Annotated in this window: 12 protein-coding genes; 6 read left to right on the top strand and 6 right to left on the bottom strand. The window is 37.9% G+C overall.

All coding sequences use genetic code 11. The annotated features are described in order from the left end of the window. Positions 1-246 precede the first annotated feature (246 nt). The 3 genes from C9J41_RS05825 to C9J41_RS05815 all read right to left on the bottom strand — a co-directional run bounded on the left by C9J41_RS05825 (position 247) and on the right by C9J41_RS05815 (position 3,433). Positions 247-1,023, bottom strand: a complete 777-nt coding sequence (locus C9J41_RS05825; protein ID WP_107294331.1) for a hypothetical protein — start codon at positions 1,021-1,023, stop codon at positions 247-249. A 47-nt stretch (positions 1,024-1,070) separates the two neighbouring features. Next, a complete protein-coding gene (locus C9J41_RS05820; RefSeq protein ID WP_107294330.1) occupies positions 1,071-1,694 on the bottom strand; it encodes a hypothetical protein in 624 nt (207 codons plus the stop codon). Positions 1,695-1,810: 116 nt separating this feature from the next. Next, a complete protein-coding gene (locus C9J41_RS05815; protein ID WP_107294329.1) occupies positions 1,811-3,433 on the bottom strand; it encodes a DUF262 domain-containing protein in 1,623 nt (540 codons plus the stop codon). Between the two features lie 604 nt (positions 3,434-4,037). Between C9J41_RS05815 and C9J41_RS05810 the strand changes: the two genes are divergently transcribed. After that, positions 4,038-5,435: an adenylate/guanylate cyclase domain-containing protein gene (locus C9J41_RS05810; RefSeq protein ID WP_107294328.1), complete on the top strand. Its 1,398-nt coding sequence runs from the start codon at positions 4,038-4,040 to the stop codon at positions 5,433-5,435. A gap of 30 nt (positions 5,436-5,465) precedes the next feature. On the opposite strand, the gene C9J41_RS05805 is transcribed toward C9J41_RS05810, so the two are convergent. After that, complete coding sequence (locus C9J41_RS05805) at positions 5,466-6,032, bottom strand: hypothetical protein (RefSeq protein WP_107294327.1); 567 nt, start codon at positions 6,030-6,032, stop codon at positions 5,466-5,468. Positions 6,033-6,553: 521 nt separating this feature from the next. Then, positions 6,554-7,318, bottom strand: coding sequence for a TerC family protein (locus C9J41_RS05800; protein WP_045083054.1), 765 nt, complete (start codon positions 7,316-7,318; stop codon positions 6,554-6,556). Positions 7,319-7,966: 648 nt separating this feature from the next. On the opposite strand from C9J41_RS05800, the gene mltC reads away from it, so the two are divergent. Continuing rightward, on the top strand, positions 7,967-9,085 hold the full coding sequence (gene mltC / locus C9J41_RS05790) for a membrane-bound lytic murein transglycosylase MltC (RefSeq protein WP_107246442.1): 1,119 nt from the start codon (positions 7,967-7,969) through the stop codon (positions 9,083-9,085). 64 nt (positions 9,086-9,149) lie between these two features. On the opposite strand, the gene murQ is transcribed toward mltC, so the two are convergent. Further along, complete coding sequence (murQ, locus tag C9J41_RS05785; protein ID WP_107294394.1) at positions 9,150-10,049, bottom strand: N-acetylmuramic acid 6-phosphate etherase; 900 nt, start codon at positions 10,047-10,049, stop codon at positions 9,150-9,152. Positions 10,050-10,200: 151 nt separating this feature from the next. Between murQ and C9J41_RS05780 the strand changes: the two genes are divergently transcribed. The 4 genes from C9J41_RS05780 to hcp all read left to right on the top strand — a co-directional run bounded on the left by C9J41_RS05780 (position 10,201) and on the right by hcp (position 19,166). Next, positions 10,201-11,022: a MurR/RpiR family transcriptional regulator gene (locus C9J41_RS05780; RefSeq protein WP_233217692.1), complete on the top strand. Its 822-nt coding sequence runs from the start codon at positions 10,201-10,203 to the stop codon at positions 11,020-11,022. A 178-nt stretch (positions 11,023-11,200) separates the two neighbouring features. Further along, positions 11,201-15,157 (top strand): AsmA family protein, encoded by a 3,957-nt coding sequence (locus C9J41_RS05775; RefSeq protein WP_107294326.1) that lies wholly within the window; start codon positions 11,201-11,203, stop codon positions 15,155-15,157. A 631-nt stretch (positions 15,158-15,788) separates the two neighbouring features. Further along, positions 15,789-17,315 carry a nitric oxide reductase transcriptional regulator NorR gene (gene norR, locus C9J41_RS05765; protein WP_107292571.1) on the top strand — a complete coding sequence of 509 codons (1,527 nt, stop codon included), beginning with the start codon at positions 15,789-15,791 and terminating at the stop codon, positions 17,313-17,315. A gap of 189 nt (positions 17,316-17,504) precedes the next feature. After that, positions 17,505-19,166, top strand: a complete 1,662-nt coding sequence (gene hcp, locus C9J41_RS05760; protein WP_107294325.1) for a hydroxylamine reductase — start codon at positions 17,505-17,507, stop codon at positions 19,164-19,166. The last annotated feature ends 227 nt before the right edge of the window (positions 19,167-19,393 follow it).

Raw genomic sequence — 19,393 nt, 5'->3', positions numbered from 1 at the left:
TTTGCTCTATTTCGGCTAGTAGATATTAGAAAAAGTAAGGGTATCATCAAGCTTAAGCTGTGCGAACGCTCAACAAACCAAGTCAATTACACTCCACACTAAAAATGTGGAGTGTGAAAATCATCTTGTGACTTCGGTTAACTGCTCTTCTTTTTGTTCTGATCTTCGTTGATCATTCGAACACGAGGAGCCTCTGGCGGTTTTGGTGGCGGCGGCGGTGAGTTTTTCTTTTGTTCTATAGACATGTCACTCTCCTGCATTAGGTAATGGCCCATTTTCTACTAGTGGACGTGCATCTGGTTCCTGAGGTGCTTGTGGTGGTGGCGGAACATAATTATCTTTAACTTCAGGCACTTTATCTTTTCCTTTATAAATCTCGGTAAAAATAGTTAATTCTTGCTTTATCTCATTCAATGCAGTTGCTACTGATTGATCAATAATTGACGTTTCTTTTCTTGGTGAAGATATATCTAAATCAAATGATATAAATGTAATACTTGCAATAAACATTGGTATAGAGGCAAATAATAACCATTTAAATGCTTTGTGAATTTGTCTAGATCTACGATCATTAACCATGGTGTTATGGGCAGAACAATCTCGAAAATTAGTATAGAGATGTTCAGAGACTCTATCGTCGATATTTACTTCAGGCTGCTTATGATCAGGATAATCTAAATTGTATTGTGAAATCTGGTATTTATGACGGATTAAATCTTCTCTATATTTGTCAGTATCTTTGGGGGAAGGCATACCATTATATGTATTTCCCCAAAACGCTCGAACCAAATAATATAAACAACCAAATGAAATTATAAATGATACAAGCGTACAAATACCAAAAACACCAATAGCAATATAATTACCAGTAAGATCTAACATTCTTAACATATAACTAAGAATTGTATACCCAGTTGCAATAAGAGCAAAAGTAATTTGAACCCGACTTGTGATTTTTTCTCTAACTTCCATTTCATGAAAATAAAGCTTTTCATATAGATCAAATAATCTCTGTTTATCCATTTTACCTTATCTCAGGATTGTTAATCATTACTAAGCAGGTTTTAGATCTAGTTTCCACCATGTTGCTGCGCTCTTGCTGTTAATTGCTCAACTCGACTGTTTATAAACAAATATAAGTTAGTTGAAAACATACCTACCGCAATTGCAACAAGCGCCATTGTATAAAAACCGCTTGATGTAGTTCCTTCTATATTTGCTGTAATACCTTGTTTTTCAAAATGTGGGGCAAATATAGCTAGCAGAACACCACTTTTAATACCAATCCAAGAGAACATCGCCATCAAACCTGAAGAAACGACTAAAGTTCCACGATGATCAACAACAACATCAGACATTAGAATACGCGTCAAACCACCCAAAGAACCTAACATAAATGGTATTACTAATAACACTATCGCATTAATAGCTTGATTAATAATAACCGAAGTCTCTGTGTCCAATATAAATGCTTCTTTGTTAGCTGAAGCAGCAAAAATAAAAACTGACATTGCAAAGAAAAACGTAAGTATTATATACATGCGTTGTCTTCTTTCTTTCTTTTCTAGCTCATATTTTTCACGATCAAAGCTATAACTAACTTCATCTCTAGATTCTTTTTGTTTATTAGTCTCAGCATCTTTAGCTAACGTTTCTTCTATTTGGTTTGGAAGATCAGAAATCTTTTTACTCATATTTTTTATTCTATAATTATTATTTATAAATTAACTAACTAGTTATTAACATCATTGTTATTATTTTCAAAAAATATCATACTTTTAGGTTGTAAAACCTAGAAGTATGACTCAAATTACTTGTTTTTTATCTTCGTATTAATATGATTTATAATTAAATTAGCACGGTGCCTTTGGAAAATAAGCCATTGATTTCCAGTATAGATTGACGGCTTATTTGGTAGTAAATTTGAATCTAGTATATCTTGAAATTTATCTTTAGGTACCAGGTTAATAAAGTAATCTGATGGTGCTTTAGCACTAATCCGCTTATTTGAAGATGATGGTAAAAAACAGAAATTCAAAAGTGAATATCTTTCATTTTTTGATTTTACATTTAAATTGTCACGTAAATACGCATCAGGGAAAATATGATGAAATTCACTTCTATTATATTTAGATAAAACGTTCCCAATTTGGATTCTACGGCCAGTAACTAAATCTAATGGAGAAAACTGCGCCTGAAATAATAGTACTGTTCGTGTTAACGGACTACGTATCGAAAAAACAGAATTCATAAGAACTTCGGCAGTAATTTTCAATTTTTCATGCTTTGAAACCTTATCTCCACTTATTATCTTGTCCATTAAATGAAGATCTTGTTCCAACTTTTGAGTCGTATTACCACCATCATATCGTCTATTGAAAGAAGTAATCCAAAACCATGAATTTAGTGCATCTATTTGTTTAGAGTCTGGTTTTTTACAATTGTGAAAAAAATAGCTCATACCACATAGTAACTGCTTATAAGGTAAAAACTTACTAGATTTACATAATAAATCAGAATTTAAATGATCAATACATTTCTTAAGAGCACCACTAATAGAGTTCCAATTATCTTTAAAAATCTCAGGTTTTATAGATAAAATACTTTTTGAAGAAGTCGAATTATTTATAATCGCTGAAGATATTTGAAGAATAAGTGTACTATCTAACTTAAATGATGATTGAGTTTCAAGAATCTCAAGTAAATCATTTATTTCATCTCTAAGGTGAAATTTATCGTCCCAAGTCCATGCCGTCATCAAATCCATTGTATTAAGCTTAACACCAGTATTATTAATACGTTCAAAAATAACACCAACTTCGTCTATTGAACGATTACTTATTTGAATAATTGGCATATCATAATTTAAAAAACGGTTTGATAAATCAGTTATTTTATCAATATAGTTTTCATCATATAGATATTTTCTAAACTCACTCATTTGCTTCACTGGTGATAATAGATTTCTCAAATAGAAATATCTATTATGATCAATTTTATCTAATTCATTACCATGTACAAAAAGGTCATTTTCTAAGTCATAATAGACTTCAAAAACTCCTTGTTCAGGATTATATTCAGAACTGTTTAACGGCTCGGCATTCTCCCAAAATACTCCAAAAAGGGTAGAAATCCTTTGCTGGCCATCAAGGCAATATTGAACAGGGTATTTATCAGGTACATCTGGTAAATCAATACCTGCTATGTGTCTTGATGACTTTAGTTTATCTGCTTTTTCTGCTTCCCAGAGAAGGATACTGCCAACTGGGTAGTTTTTTACTATGCTTTCCAGCAATTCAATTACTTGTTGTTGCTTCCAAACATAACCGCGCTGAAATTCAGGAATTTTTATTGCGCCATTTTCTATTTTTTCTATTAGTTTTTGAACACGTATAGATGTCGCAGTGAGTTCTGCATTATTATTCAATGACATATATATAACCCTGGAAAATTAAAGGTCTAATATACAACAAGCTAATATTCTACTAAAAGCGTATATAAGTTATGTTTGTAACAAAGTAATAATTTTGGCTAAATAACAAACAGATTTCTAATCTCTACCTCGTTATCATGGAATGTAAGAATAGCTATCACTTAAATAGTGAGAGGATATGTTGGCTATTTCAAAGCGAATAGCACTAGTAGCAAGGATAATTTTACTAGGGCAAAAGCGCATTAATAGGGTGTATGAGTAAACGGTCTAACATGATGGGACAGAAACGTATTGTAATTGTTTCTAAGTGATATTTATTTTAAAGCAGATAATTTTCTACGATGTGGCAATACCTGTTGGAAAGCTACGAAGGAAGTAATTGAACAATATATTACTGTAACTATTCCAGAATTAGTAAGCTTTATGACCTCTAGAGCTAATGAAAATTTATATTTAAATCAATATTTCAACACTCACATGACTTTAGTATTGGTATTAGTTTGACTTACATCAATAAGCAATTAATTGCTATCTATTCGCACGCATAAAAAGTGGGTTATAGTGCTGTGGATAATTACACGATAATGATTAGTTGGAGGTATTAGTGTCAGCAAAAAGTTTAGAGGAAATTACAAAAGGTTATTTTTCGGATATCCGAGATGGGCTAGATAGCAAACGTTCTAAAAGAATTATAGGTAATGAAAATTTCTCAACAGATTTATTTGAATCGGTTGATTTATATAAGAGCGCTAGTGTTTCGCGTCGTTTAAAAGCGGAATCGAGCGGGGAGCTTACGGCTCCAGAAGAGTATACCTATCAGAACGCTTTACGACCATGGTTTAATAAGGTTGGATTAAACCAAAGTAAGGTAGGCCCGCATCCAGACTTCGCTCACTTAAAGGATTCGGGTGAAGTAGAGTTTCATCATATTGTGACAATGTTTGTAGACATAAAAAGAAGCTCTAGACTGTCTTTGTTAATGTCTTTACAAGATGCATATGTGGTAAAAAACCGAATTCTTCAAGCATGCGTTGATGTGATTCGTGCATTAGATGGTTACCCACATCGCCTTATGGGAGATGCCGTTATGGCTTTTTTTGGTGGGAAAGGCAATTGTCCTGAAGATGCCATAGCAAATGCTCTAAACGCATCTTCAGCGTTAAAGCTAATTCTTACTGAAACGGTTTTCCCTGAACTAAACAAACTTATAGGCAAAGACGTTAACCTAGGAGTTCGTGTGGGGTTAGATTATGGATCCCATAAAGAAGTTGTTTGGGCCAATTATGGTTATGGTGATGCATCGGAAGTTACAGCTCTAGGTATACCAGTAGATCTTGCTTCAAAAGCTCAATCTCAAGCGCGAACGAATACAGCTATGTTGGGGCAAGGCATTTTAGATCATGTCGACTTTCCTGATAGATATTCTGAAATTAAGACTGTAGGTAAAGATAAATCTGAGGAACTATATATATTGCCTAATATGAGCGACAAAAATGGTACTCCAATAAATCGTCGATGTCGTTTATTAAAAATGGAAATGTATCAAGATTTGTTACCAGTTCCATTAAATTGGAAAACTCTTGGATGTAGTCGATTAACCTATCGAGATAATATTAAATTCAAATGCTACTACAGGAAGGATGATTCAGAGAGATGGGAAGAATATAAATCAGTTTCTTATTTTTTAGAAAAAGGTATGAAATTAAAGTTTGAGTTGGAGATATTAAATCCAAATGAGCTTTCATCTCTATATCCTCTTAATGCGAAGTTTATAAAGAACAACCATGGTGAAGAAGCGTTTCAAAACGAAAAAAATGGCCTTACAGATACCAAAGTCCATCAGATAGATAAACCTACCGATATGTATCAAAGTTCAATTGTACTTGATTTTCCAGAAGGTACTGCATATCGGGGACTGCACACTATGGAGGTTTCATTATCACCAAAATCGAATTTAAATGTTGTTATATATAGCGATATAATTGGTGTTTTCATTAAGTAATTAAACGAGGGGGGATGTTCCCCTCATATATCATTTACAGATTGACAAGAACTTAGTAAATTCATGATGCTCAATAAAATAAACCATAGTAGCCAAGCCTATCAATGAAATTGATAGCGCTACCCACAACCAATATAAACTTTTTTTGAATTTTTTCATCTTGTTAAAGCATATTTCTGAACAAATCCAATGATTTTCAAGGAGATCTTCATTTATATTCTTTACAAAGATGTCATCGTTTATATTTATGCTTTCATAATAAAGCTTAAACTGCTCTAAACTAGGGGTATTTGAAGCTATTGATGCAAAAGATATGATTGATTCTTTTTCTGATGGCTTAAGGTTTGGTGAAAATATACTTTTTATAGTATAAAAGAACACAATCCAAGGTAATAATACCAATCCTAGAATTGCAATAGTCAAAGTTGCTGATATTACAGCATTGTCATCAGTTATAACGCTATAAAACAACGTTGAATAAATACCTAAAAATGTAACAGCAGCTGCTAGGCAAAAAGATGCTTTTTGATCAGCGGCCAGAGTGTAGCTATCTGTTCTTCGTAATGACTCAAAGAGTATCTGTGTTTTGTCTACCATATTAATATCTCTGAATAATTTAGATTAAAATCATTATATAAATAAGGTATGATTGTTTATGGATCATACCCTTTGGGAATATGCTCTTCAAAATTCCATTAATCGCATTTAGTTTCCATCTAACACCCTAGACGCATGACTAAAAAGTTAGGCGATGATACTCCAATACATAAATAAAATCATGATACTAGTAACACTTCATTAATCTAAAAGATGAAACGATATTTCTTATGACATTTCAGTAATGAAAGAATAATAAAAATTAATCCAAAATCACGTTAATACGATATGAATGAGTATTTGTTCTAACACTCAATGGGGCAAAAATAAGTTAGGACACTAAAAATTAAGCCTGTGATGACTCATATTATGCGTGTGAAAAGACTTTCGTTTAGTTAAATATAACAATGCAATTTGGTTACAAACCAACAGTGATAAATAAACGATGAAGGTTTTATACTGCAAAAATAAAAAAGCAGAGCACATAGGCTCTGCTTTTATATTATCTGTCGAGTACGCGGTTATTTTACTTTAACTGCCCAGCCACATTGCTGTGGGTAGATACGACGAATAATTGTCTTATTTCGCTTTTTCAATAGGATGTGGCAGGTTTCAATTAATAAACCAAATGCCATCGCAAAATACACATATCCTTTATTCAAATGAATCGCAAAACCTTCAGCCATTAACATACCACCTAACATTACTAAGAATAGTAGTGCTAATGTTTTCAAGCCCGGATAGCGCAATACATAATCGTTGATCTTCTCAGCACACAGTACCATCACAACTGCTGACGCTAAAATTGCAGCAACCATCAGTGGGACTTCACTTGTCATACCTACCGCTGTGATCACAGAGTCCATAGAGAACACCGCATCCACCGCTACGATTTGCAGCAAGACTAAAGCAATACCTGCTCGCACTTTGCTGGCTTCTTGGTGATGAGCACCAGAGAAACACATCCACAATTCTTTTAAGCTTTTCGCTAATAAGAATGCACCACCACCAATCATGATCAAATCACGACCAGAGAACGGAGAATCAGCAATAGAAAATAACGGTTGAGTTAATGACATTACCCAACTGATTGAGAACACAAGACCAATACGCGCAGCAACTGCTAGTGCAATACCTAGGTTACGGGCTAATTTTCGTTGATGTTCTGGTAATCGCTCACATAGCACTGAAATAAACACAATATTGTCGACACCTAATACCACTTCTAAGGCAAATAAGGTCGCAAATATCATCATTGCTTCAGGTTGAAGGAAAAGATCTAGCATTGAATAGACTCCTTAACAAAGGAGTTTAGGAAAAGAGAACAACTCGTGGGGTCGTCCATATGTATTTTATACCTCTTAAAATTAAAGTCGCGCTATTCAACCACAACCATTGCGAATAACAATTGAGATATTGTAACAACATGTAAGCGACGCCTACCGTATGACTCATCCAGAGTGGCGATTAATGGTAGTAGTAAAATACACGGTAAAAATAATCTTGAATTCTTCCTCTCAAAATGGAAACTCTATATTTTACTTTTTGTTAAATATAGAGCGATAATGAAACATAATTTCTGGTTATTAATTGCATTTGTAAGCATTTTTTCAACATCTACTCAGGCCAAGTTCTCGTCGACACGCTACATTCAGTGAGTAATGGCTTAGCGGCAAAACAGTATTTAACAGCCGAAACGTCAGCTCACAGAAAGAAAAGAAAACCGAGAGCGCCTCGAAAAGGGATGGAACAACATCAAAGATGATGACGATGAAGAAAACCACTGGAATAACTATCTCGCTCAACAAGCACGTGAACGCAAACAACGTGCAGAACAACATAAATTTGTCGATAATTTAACGTCTGATCTTAATAAAGCTATCCGTGATGCCGCCAATACCCATTAATCACGGAAATATGTGGTAAGGATAACCATGAAAAAAGCATTGCTCATTATTACAACCTGTTTACTTGCCGCTGGGTGTTCATCAAACCAAGTTGAATGTCTCTATAACTGCAAGCCCACTTATCCCAATCATAGCGGGAATATAAGCACTGGTAATGTGAATAATGAGCAAGCCATGCAGGCCTTATTGGCTTATCTTGGTGTGCAAGTGAAAAAGCAATGGGGCGATGACGAATACCTGCAAGCAGGAAAACACCGTTATGTGAAATACTTTGATGGTTATCGTACACGTGCGCACATTGATTTTGATAACGGGAAAATTTACGTTTCAACTGTTGCTCAATACGCCCCCGAAGCCACACTGAAAAAAGCGATTGAAGAAACCTTGCTGATGCCAGCCGATCCTTCTCAAGTGGATTTGTTCAGTGACAAATCGATTCCACTTAACGGTAAGCCTTTCTTACTGGGGCAAGTTAAAGATCATGATAACCAAGATATTCAATGGCCTTGGCGTGCTGGGCGTTTTGCTGATTATCTGATTGAAAATAAGCTGCACACCAAGCCACTCAAACGAGGCACAGCTTACTACGTTGAAATCGATATGGTGAGCGATCACCTTGAGCAACGTGAATACCAATATGCGGATTTAATTAAGCGAGCTTCTCGCCAATACGGTATTTCAGAAGATCTTATCTATGCGGTGGTAAAAACTGAAAGTAGTTTTAACCCGTTTGCTGTCAGCCACGCGGGGGCTTACGGTTTAATGCAAGTGATTCCTAAAACAGCCGGGGCGGATGTATTTAAACTGGTGAAGAACAAACCGGGGATACCAACCAAAGACTACCTGTTTGATCCGGCTAACAACATTGATACGGGGACCGCTTATTTGCACATTTTACAAACCCGCTATTTAAGGGATGTGCGAAATCCTACCACTAAGCATTACAGTATGATTTCCGCTTATAACAGTGGTGCAGGTGGCGTGTTATCAACCTTTGACTCAGATAGACAGCGAGCCATGGATAAGCTCAATCAATTGCAACCCAATCAAGCCTATTGGGCGCTCACAAATAAGCACCCAAAACTTGAAGCGCGCCGATACTTAGAAAAAGTGCTGAACTTCCAAAAAGAATTTCAAAATTTATAACCGCCTATAGCACTAACAAAGCCCTATCATCGACCATCGAGATAGGGCTTTGTGTTTTGTATCGTTAGGCTTGGATGGCTTGGCGAGTAAATCCGTTATTTTTCGCTAATAAGTCTGCGGCTGTTTGAGCATCAACACCAGCTAAGATCATCACAATCGCGGTTTTACAATGATCATTACAGGCGGTTAATGCGCGTTCAGCTTCTTCACGGCTACATTCGGTTGCTTGCATCACAATGTTTTTCTGGCGTTCAACCAGCTTAGCGTTGGTTGCTTCCACATCCACCATTAAATTGCCATACACTTTACCAACCCGGATCATCGCCCCTGTTGTCAGCATATTTAGCACTAACTTTTGTGCTGTGCCTGCTTTCATACGTGATGATCCCGTTACAACCTCTGCCCCAACCACTGGCGTGATAGCGACATCGGCAACAACAGCCATTGGGCTTTGTGGGTTACAACTAATAGACGCGACCATCGCATTTTGTGCTTTGGCATATTCCATCGCACCTATCACATAAGGAGTACGTCCACTGGCTGCAATGCCCACTAACACATCTTTTGAATTAAAGTTCAGATCAATCAGATCTTGTGCGCCCATTTCACGATTGTCTTCTGCGTTTTCTACCGCTTTTAAAATCGCTTTATGGCCACCAGCTATTAAGCCAACAACCTGCTCTGGCTTGCTACCATAGGTTGGCGGGCACTCACTGGCATCTAAAATACCTAATCGACCTGATGTACCTGCACCTACGTAAATTAAACGTCCACCTTGTTGAAAAGCCGCTGCAATAGCATCAACGACAATGGCGATTTCAGGTAATACTTGTTCAACCGCTAACGCGACTTTTTTATCTTCATTGTTGATCACCTTTAGCATCTCAACCGTGGATAACATATCGATATTTTGGCTTGCCGTATTGCGACTTTCTGTAACAAGTTGGGTCAGATCAATCTTCAAGGTTTTCATCCTAGTTTTATTCGTTCTTTATTCATCATATTCAACAAGCGTATCAGGCTCTAGATTCTTGTTCGCGATTAACATAACGCTGTAAATATCACGGTAACTCAGTGTTTTTCAGGCTATTATCAAGATAAATGCTCGAACTGTTATGACTATGACTGCACTTGATAAAATCGCCAACCTACAATCACAATTCTCCCCTAATGGTCAAAAGATTGCGACCTTGGTTTTAGCACAACCTGAATTAGTGGTTTCACTGTCATCACAAGAGCTTGCGAAAGCGGCCAATGTTAGTCAATCGAGTATTGTAAAATTTACTCAGCGTATTGGTTTTAAAGGATTTCCTGCCTTTAAAATGGCGATCAGTGAAGAATTAGCAAGGCACAATACCATCGGCGGTAATGTGCTAAATCAATTATCGACTCAACCAGAGCCCAATAACACGCTTGCGAGTAGCTTAAGTAAAATGGCGCAACAAAAAGCCAATGCCATTATTGATACAACCAAAGCTATCGATACTCAATTACTGACCGATATTGCAGCAAGATTAAGCCAAGCCCAACGGATTCAACTCGTCGGACTGGGAGCAAATGCCATTATTACCCGTGATTTTAATGATAAATTGCTAGCCTTAGGTTTACCTGTTATTCACAGTAAAGATCATGCATTGCAAAGTACCATCGCCAACACACTAACAGAGCAAGACGTGCTTTTTGTGATCAGCAATAATAGTGAACAACCTATTTTACAACTTACAGCCCATGCCGCTAAGCTTCATGGCGCTGGCATTATTGTCATAAGCACACCCGACGATTTACTGCTTAATTCCCTTGCTGACATGAAGCTCAATATAATTTGTGAGCCACCACTGCATAGCATTGCGAATCAGCATTTCAATTTACACCTTGCAGCACAACAAACGCTGACCGACATCATTTGCATTGCCTTACAACAAGAGCTAAATCGCTGAATTTATTTTTTGTTACCTCTAACGGCGTAATATAAGGGAACCCTATTTTTGCTATACTGTCTGACTATATTATTTGGGCAGTATATCTTTGCCAGTAATCTGCAATGCCGATTAATCATCGCTTTTTCGCAAGATGCCAGCATGCTGCACGCCTTCATTAGAGAAAATCTGACCAATTATGACGCAATCACACATTCCAGCTGAGACGGACTCATCCTCTGAAAAACAGGATAATCCGGTTCAGCCACCAAAGAAAAACAAACTAAAACAAGTGGCGAAGTGGACTTCTATTGCCATACTCACCCCTATCATTGCCGCAACTGGGGTACTCGCTTATGGGGTTAAGATCGATTTAGCTAACCACCGGCATGATATCAACCAATGGTTAAGTTCTACTTTAGATCGTGAAACAACCATTGGTGGTGACATGTCACTGACCCTATCATTTAGCCCTGAAATTGAGTTAAGCGACGTCACCGTTGCCAACACTAAAGCAATGAAATGGGAGCCGATGCTGAAATCAGGCTACATTGGTGCAAAAATTTCTGTTTTGCCTCTTTTATCTCATACCCTAAAGATTGACTATCTGGATCTCAAAGATATTTCATTACACCTATCAAAAGATAATCAAGGCAAAGCGAACTGGGTGTTTGCCGAGCAAACCAGTGAAAAACCGAAAGAAACCACTCAATCAACACCGTTTAAACTGGCACTGAGCAATAATATTCGAGCGGAAAAAGTATCGGTTGATTATTTAGATCAACATACCGGACAGTATGCCAACGTATATTTAGATCAATTATCGTTAACCAAACCGGATAAATGGCTATTACAAGCGAAAGGTAATGCCATGGGCAATGAATATGATGTTTCACTGGCCGGTGATTTAGAATCCCTGATCAATGAGCAGCAAGGCAAATTAGACGCAACAGGCAGCTTTGCTGGGGCGAAACTCAATATTGATGCAGATATTCATCCATTCCACAGTAGTACGCCGTCAAAAGCCAACGTAAAACTTGATTGGGTTGATACCACGCAGCTTGAATCCCTGCTTGATATTGATTTGCGTCATGCGGCACCAATGTCATTAACAACCCAAATTACGGCGTCTAGCAAAGGTATTTCACTGGCTGATATCGCGCTAACGAGCCCTATCACGTCTGCTAAAGGTTTCCTTGATATTTCATTGGCTCAAAACGCCAAAGATCTTAATCATATTAACGGTAAGCTAAATATTCCGTTAATCGATCTGCGTCCATGGTTACAACCCCAGCCTCCGGTTATGTACGGTGTCGGTTATGCAGCGGCAGCCCCTCAACAATCGCCCCTACAAAAAGCGCTAGATCAATGGCTGGTTAAAACAGAAACCCACCTTGATCTATCCGTTGATGAGATCAAAGGCTTAGGTACACCTGTTAATAATATCTCGCTTAAAGTGGAAGGCGATAAAGGTAAACTTCACGCCCCTATGACTGCCAATATTGCCGATGTGCCATTTCGTGGCACGGCTGATATTGATGCCACCCAATGGACATCAACCGTTGATGTGAAATTAGGCGCTAAAGACTCCCAATTAGGTGAAATGGCAGGTTGGATCTCAGGGATCCCACATGCCAAAGGGCATCTTGATAAGGCTCAACTACAACTGACGACTCAAGGCACTAAACTTCAAGACTGGATTGATAATAGCCAGCTCTCGCTCAATATTGATAAAGCGCATATTGACTGGGGAGCCAAAGCCTCTTTTGCCATTGATAAAGCCGCACTAACCTCTGGTATGGAGCAACCCTTTAGCTCTGACATCCAAGGTCAGATCATGGATATTCCCGTTAAGATCACAGCGAAAGCAGGCACACTATCCGATATTATTAACCACCGTAATTGGATGCCATCACTGCACTTTTCCAGCCCTGTTGTTGACATAAAAGCACAAGGCGAATTTGTAAAAACTAATTGGCAAAAAGGCAGTTGGTTAAACCTAACCGTACACAGCAAGGATGTAGGCAAACTAAGCCCATGGCTGGGTACACGTGCATCGATGCATGGCAAAATCGATTTCAAAGGAAAACTCACCAACACCGGTGATTGGCTAGCATTAAATATTCCCACGATGGCGTTAATGCAAAGCCAAGGTAAGGTCGATTTTAAATGGAAGCAAAATACTAAAACGCCATTTTTAACCCTTAATGCGCAATTTAATACCCTAAATTTCAATCAGCTAGGGCAATTTGTTGATCGCAAAAAAGTACCAACCGTAGAGCAAACAGTGCCAACTCAAGGTGTCAATCTTGATATGCCGTTACTTAGCAATAAAGTCGTGATTGCCGATGCTGATGTCAAACTTGGTATCAATAAAATGCTGTGGGCAAATCAACAAATTGATGACACCCAATTTAGTGGTCAGTTACGTGACGGTAAATTGAAACCCGCCCCTTTTAGTGCTCGCTATGCGGGAAGTTTGTATCAAGGTGATATTTCACTGGATATCAATAATAACGCTATCCAATCTCAACTCCATCTAGGGGTAGATAAGCCGAATGTTGGTCAAATCTTAAAACAGTTCAATGTGACCAATGATCTTGGTATGACACTCGACAGCGCTAAATTATCTTTATCGTTATCAGGTCGTACTGTGCTTGAATTAATGGAACAGGCTAAAGTCGAAGCACAATTAAACGGCGGTAAACTGCGTGTTGCAGATACTTACACCGGCAAAGCCTTTGATGTTGCACTTCGTCAGGGTAAGTTTATTACAGGTCCCGATACCGCAACTCACTTGACTATTTCAGGCCAAGCTGCAAATAAGCCCGTTAACATTGAGATTGATTCTGTATCACTGAAACAAGCCAATGATGGGCGTAAATCGGTGCCTGTTACCTTAACGGCTAATGTGGGTGATATTGCACTTAATGCAGAATCTGATGTATCGCTACCGATTAATCCACAAAAGTTAAATTTAACCTTTAAGGCAACAACGCCTAACTTAGATCGCTTTAATGCGTTTACTGGTCTTGAGCTGCCACCGTATGGCCCTGTGACGGTTGCGGCATCCCTTTCCACTGATAAAGTCGGCTACCATTTGCGTAATATGCTGGTTCAAGTAGGGAGCAGTAAATTACAAGGTAAAGGTGATTTCTTACCACCAATGAAAGGCCAAGATCGCCCTACCGTATCATTAGATCTTCGCGCGCCGTTCATTCAAATTAACGATTTTAAAGTTAAAAATTGGCAAGCATGGCTACCTAAAGACAGCAAAGAGAAAACAACACCAGCAAAAACAGTCGATAAACCCGTACCTGTTCTTAGCCCTGAAGGTTTAAATAAACTAAATGCTAATTTCAAACTCAATGTCGGTGAAGTACGCTCAGGTAAAGACTGGTTAGGTGCAGGCAAATTAGACTGGACATTACATAATGGTTTACTGAGTTTAAACCCGCTGCACATTAAATTACCAGGCGGAAATATTGATATTAAAGGCTCGGTTAAAGCACAAAAAGCGCTGTTTGATATCCATCTTAATGGATTAGTGAAGAACTTTGACTACGGTATTATTGCTCGTCGAATCGATCCAAAAACCGATATGAACGGTAAGATCAGCTTTGAATTTAATCTTAATAGTCTAGCCAATACTCCAGATAGCCTAATGAATAACGCTAACGGTTTTATCGGTTTTGCGGCTTGGCCTAAAGCTTTCCAAGCTAACTTAATTGATTTATGGGCGGTAAGTTTAGCCGATGCTGTATTACCCAAATTTGTGACTAAAGATCATTCCGTATTGAATTGCGTAGCCGGTGGCTTTAATGTCAAAAATGGCAACATGACGCAACGTGATTTATTACTTGATACTTCCCGTATTCAAGTACATGGTGCTTTTAATGCAAGTTATAAAAATCGTGACTTTAACCTGTATTTATCGCCAAAATCGAAAAAAGCCCAGATTTTCAGCTTACAAACACCGGTTGATGTTCATGGTACCTTTAATAAATTCCATTTTGATGTACCACTGTCCGCTATTATAAAAACATCAGTGCGCTTTACGACTAGCCCTGTAGTAGCACCACTGCAATGGCTATTTGAAAAGCCCATCGCAGCCAATGGTTCTGCTGAATGTGAACGCATTTGGCAAGGTAAGTAATCATCAAAACTAAAAAGACCCAGATAACTGGGTCTTTTTTTTTACTCACTACGCCATCATTTTATTTATCGCCTAAATACTTGCTTTTATAGGTTGAGGCTTTAGCAAAGATAAAAAGAGGAAACAGAATCAAGACCAATCCTAGCGAGTATTCAATCTTACTATTTTCGAGTAATTGATAAGTGCATAAAATAATAATTGAAAAGACAAATAAAATGTTAACTTTATGTATCAATGGATACTTTTTAGATAAGTAAGCATAAGCGCGGATCATGAAAACTCGATAATATTTGTCGTCAGTAAGATAATTTGATTATAAAAAATTGCTTTTTTAAAAATAAGTAATAGATGGATTTTATTCCTGCTAACAGTCCAAACGATGATTTCCATTCAAAATCAGCGTCACAAATCAATCACTACAAATGATAGTTCGTTATTTTTTTGGCGTTTTTTTCACGTAAATAGTAACTAAAAAAACTTTTGCCCTATCGACAATTCCGTTCAAAAAATAAACATTTATATAAAATACATCTTATGAGCTAATTTGTTGTTCTAGATTAAGCCTTAACGATCTCTATTTTGTTGTAATAAAGACAACAGATAATCAAAACGACATATAGATATTCTATTTATGCAATCAAATATCGACGCTGCACTGCTGAATATTGCCCTTAACCTCAGTACTCGACTGGCCAGTGATCATCATTACCAATCTTTAATTGATGGTGTAGAACAAGTCTTTCCTTGTGATGCTTGCGCTCTATTTGTTCTAGATCAACACGGTTTTCTTACCCCTGTCGCCGTTAAAGGGTTATCGTCTGCCGTATTAGGGCGACGGTTTTTACCAAGCTCTCACCCTCGCTTAGCTAAAATTATGGCGAGTAAAACACCTGTACGCTTTGACGCTGATTCGCCCCTTCCCGATCCGTTTGATGGCTTATTAATTAATGTTGATACAGAAATAAACGTTCACGACTGCTTAGGGTGTAGTTTGTATGTTGATGAACAATTAGTGGGGGTTTTGAGCTTAGATTCTTTGGCGGTGGGTGCATTTGATGATATCGATAACCTTGCGATAGAAACATTTGCAGCTCTTGCTGCTGCTACTGTCCGTAATATTGCCCAATTCAATGCGCTGAAATTACAGAATAAAAAACAAAAGTCCCTCAATGAAACCTTGATCCAACAAGCACGATCTCAACACAATGAGATGATTGGATTTAGCTCCGAGATGAATGCACTCAAAACCAATATATCAACGGTTGCCCAATCCAATTATGCTGTGTTGATCAGTGGTGAAACAGGTACGGGTAAAGAGCTTGTCGCACACGCTATTCATGCTCAGTCCCATCGTGCAGATAAAGCTATGATCTATGTAAATTGTGCCGCACTACCAGAAAACCTCGCAGAGAGTGAGTTATTTGGACATGTCAAAGGCGCATTTACAGGCGCGAATAGCCATCGAGCCGGCAAATTTGAACTTGCTGACAGTGGTACCCTTTTTTTAGATGAAATAGGTGAATTACCACTGTCGCTACAAGCAAAATTACTTCGCGTATTACAGCAAGGTGACGTACAACGTGTCGGGAGTGATCGTCATCATCATGTTGATGTTCGCATTATTGCCGCTACTAATCGTCATTTAGAGCAGGAAATAGAAAACGGTAATTTTAGAGCCGATTTGTACCATCGTCTTAATGTCTTCCCAATATTTGTCCCACCACTGCGCCAGCGACTGAGCGACATTCCTGTGCTTGCAGGCTATTTATTAGAAAAAGTACGCCAACAATTTAATGTACCCAATCTCCATATTCACCCTAAAACACTTGCTCTACTTGAGAAGCAATTATGGCCGGGTAATATTCGAGAATTAGAACACAGCTTAACGCGTGCGGCATTACGAGCAATTCAACATGGTGAGCAAACAATCACAGAGCACTATTTTGATAACGCCGCCACAATCGATGATGTAAAAAACACATCATCACTTTTCCCACAACAATCACAACCGATGCGTGAATTGGTTGAAGATTATCAAAAGCATTTGATCAGCCATAGTTATAACAAAATGGATAAAAACTGGTCAAAAACCGCGCAATTCTTGCAAATGGATCGTGGCAATCTTTACCGGATGGGTAAAAAATTTAATATCCATTAATCAGACCTAATGTTTTCTGATGTAATAATAACAACAGTGATCGATGTTTTTATTACATCAACATCTAAATAATATTTAATTTTTCATTAAAATTCAATAATTTAAACATGGCACGGTTAGTGCTATCAGTATTAGTAATACGACAACCTTGTCATTTATAACTATATAAACTAATGCTGGAGATTTTCCATGTTCTGTATTCAATGTGAACAAACGATTCAAACCTCACAGGTAAAAGGCTGCGCATTTGCTGCTGGTATGTGTGGTAAAACAGCAGAAGTTTCAGATCTACAAGATGTACTTGTTTATACCCTACAGGGGGTATCTTATTGGGCAGAGTTGGCTAAACGTTTTGACATTATTAATGATGAAATTAATCAATGGGCACCACGTGCATTTTTCGCCACACTAACGAATGTTAACTTTGATCCTGCCCGTGTCATTGAACTTGCAGAGCAAGCGCAAAGTTATAAGGCTCAATTAAAAGATCTTGTTATCACTGCTTCAACATTACAAGCAGAAGCTTTACCTGTATTACCAGCTGTTGCTCAATTTGAATTACCACTATCAGCGGCTGAAATTCTGGCTATTGCTCCGCAAGTTGCCGTTAACCGGGGTCACGATACCCTACATCAAGATGTGATTGGTCTACGTTTATTGTGCTTGTATGGCTTAAAAGGTGCAGCGGCATATTTAGAGCATGCACGTGTTTTAGGGCAAACCAATGATGATGTTTACGCAGAATACCATCAAATCATGGCATGGTTAGGTACAGATCCTACCGATCTTAATCAATTATTAGATTGTTCAATGCGTATTGGCTTGATGAATTACACCATCATGGAAATGCTCGATACCGGCGAAACAACAACTTTTGGTCATCCTGAGCCAACGCAAGTAAACGTAAAACCTGTACAAGGTAAATGCATTTTAGTTTCTGGTCATGATTTACATGATTTAGAAAAAATCCTTCAGCAAACAGAAGGTAAAGGTATTAACGTTTATACAAACGGCGAAATGCTACCTGCTCATAGTTACCCAGAACTAAAAAAGTATCCGCATTTAGTCGGTAACTTCGGTAGTGCTTGGCAAAATCAACAAAAAGAGTTTGCCAACTTCCCTGGTGCTATTGTGATGACGTCAAACTGCTTACTTAACCCTAATGTCGGTCAATATGCTGATCGTTTATTTACCCGTAGTATTGTTGGCTGGCCTGGCGTTGAACATATTGACGGTGATGATTTTAGCCAAGCGATTGATTGTGCACTCGCATTAGAAGGTTTCAAACATAATGAAATCGAACATATGATCACGATTGGTTTTGGCCGCAATGCGCTTATGAGTGCAGCACCTGCTGTAATTGATGAAGTAAAAAAAGGTAATATTAGTCACTTTTTCCTTGTTGGTGGTTGTGACGGCGATAAGTCGGAACGCAGTTACTACACCGATTTTACTGCTCAAGCGCCTGAAGACTCGGTAATTCTAACGCTTGCATGTGGCAAATACCGCTTTAATAAAAACCAATTTGGTAACATTAATGGTATTCCTCGCCTACTTGATGTTGGCCAATGCAATGATGCGTATTCTGCTATTCAACTTGCTTTGGCATTGGCTAAAGAGTTTGACTGTGGCATCAATGAGCTACCACTCACTCTGGTATTGTCTTGGTTTGAACAAAAAGCCATTGTGATTTTACTAACGCTATTTGCGCTAGGTGTTAAAGGCATTTATACCGGCCCAACCGCCCCTGCCTTTTTGACCGATAACCTACTTGCAATTATCCAAAATAAATTTGATATGCGCCCAATCACAACCGTTGAAAACGATCTAAAAACAATACTTAACGCGTAACATTTTTACCTCCCCCTCATTGATATAGATATCAATGAGGGGGCGTTTTTTATCTTATAGAGCTTATATATGTTAGCTAACTGGACAAACACCCATCCCATTAATTTGTATTGATAAATGGCAGGAAACAGACGATGCCGTCAGCATAAAATGAGCCACTAACAACAGAAGAAATCGAACAAGGCTATATTCTTGCTTGTTCTTCTACAATTATTGCGAATGCTGAA

This window comes from Photobacterium sp. GB-50, assembly GCF_003026755.1.
Lineage (GTDB): Bacteria > Pseudomonadota > Gammaproteobacteria > Enterobacterales > Vibrionaceae > Photobacterium.
Note: the sequence above shows the minus strand (reverse complement) of the source record. Positions and strands in the feature narration are given on the sequence as shown.

What these genes read in the sequence shown, in the direction of transcription:
- norR (WP_107292571.1), top strand. Translation starts at nt 15,789, where the DNA reads ATGCAATCAAATATCGACGCTGCACTGCTGAATATTGCCCTTAACCTC.
- C9J41_RS05775 (WP_107294326.1), top strand. Translation starts at nt 11,201, where the DNA reads ATGACGCAATCACACATTCCAGCTGAGACGGACTCATCCTCTGAAAAA.
- C9J41_RS05825 (WP_107294331.1), bottom strand. Translation starts at nt 1,023, where the DNA reads ATGGATAAACAGAGATTATTTGATCTATATGAAAAGCTTTATTTTCAT.
- C9J41_RS05805 (WP_107294327.1), bottom strand. Translation starts at nt 6,032, where the DNA reads ATGGTAGACAAAACACAGATACTCTTTGAGTCATTACGAAGAACAGAT.
- hcp (WP_107294325.1), top strand. Translation starts at nt 17,505, where the DNA reads ATGTTCTGTATTCAATGTGAACAAACGATTCAAACCTCACAGGTAAAA.
- C9J41_RS05780 (WP_233217692.1), top strand. Translation starts at nt 10,201, where the DNA reads ATGACTATGACTGCACTTGATAAAATCGCCAACCTACAATCACAATTC.
- C9J41_RS05815 (WP_107294329.1), bottom strand. Translation starts at nt 3,433, where the DNA reads ATGTCATTGAATAATAATGCAGAACTCACTGCGACATCTATACGTGTT.
- C9J41_RS05800 (WP_045083054.1), bottom strand. Translation starts at nt 7,318, where the DNA reads ATGCTAGATCTTTTCCTTCAACCTGAAGCAATGATGATATTTGCGACC.
- C9J41_RS05820 (WP_107294330.1), bottom strand. Translation starts at nt 1,694, where the DNA reads ATGAGTAAAAAGATTTCTGATCTTCCAAACCAAATAGAAGAAACGTTA.
- mltC (WP_107246442.1), top strand. Translation starts at nt 7,967, where the DNA reads ATGAAAAAAGCATTGCTCATTATTACAACCTGTTTACTTGCCGCTGGG.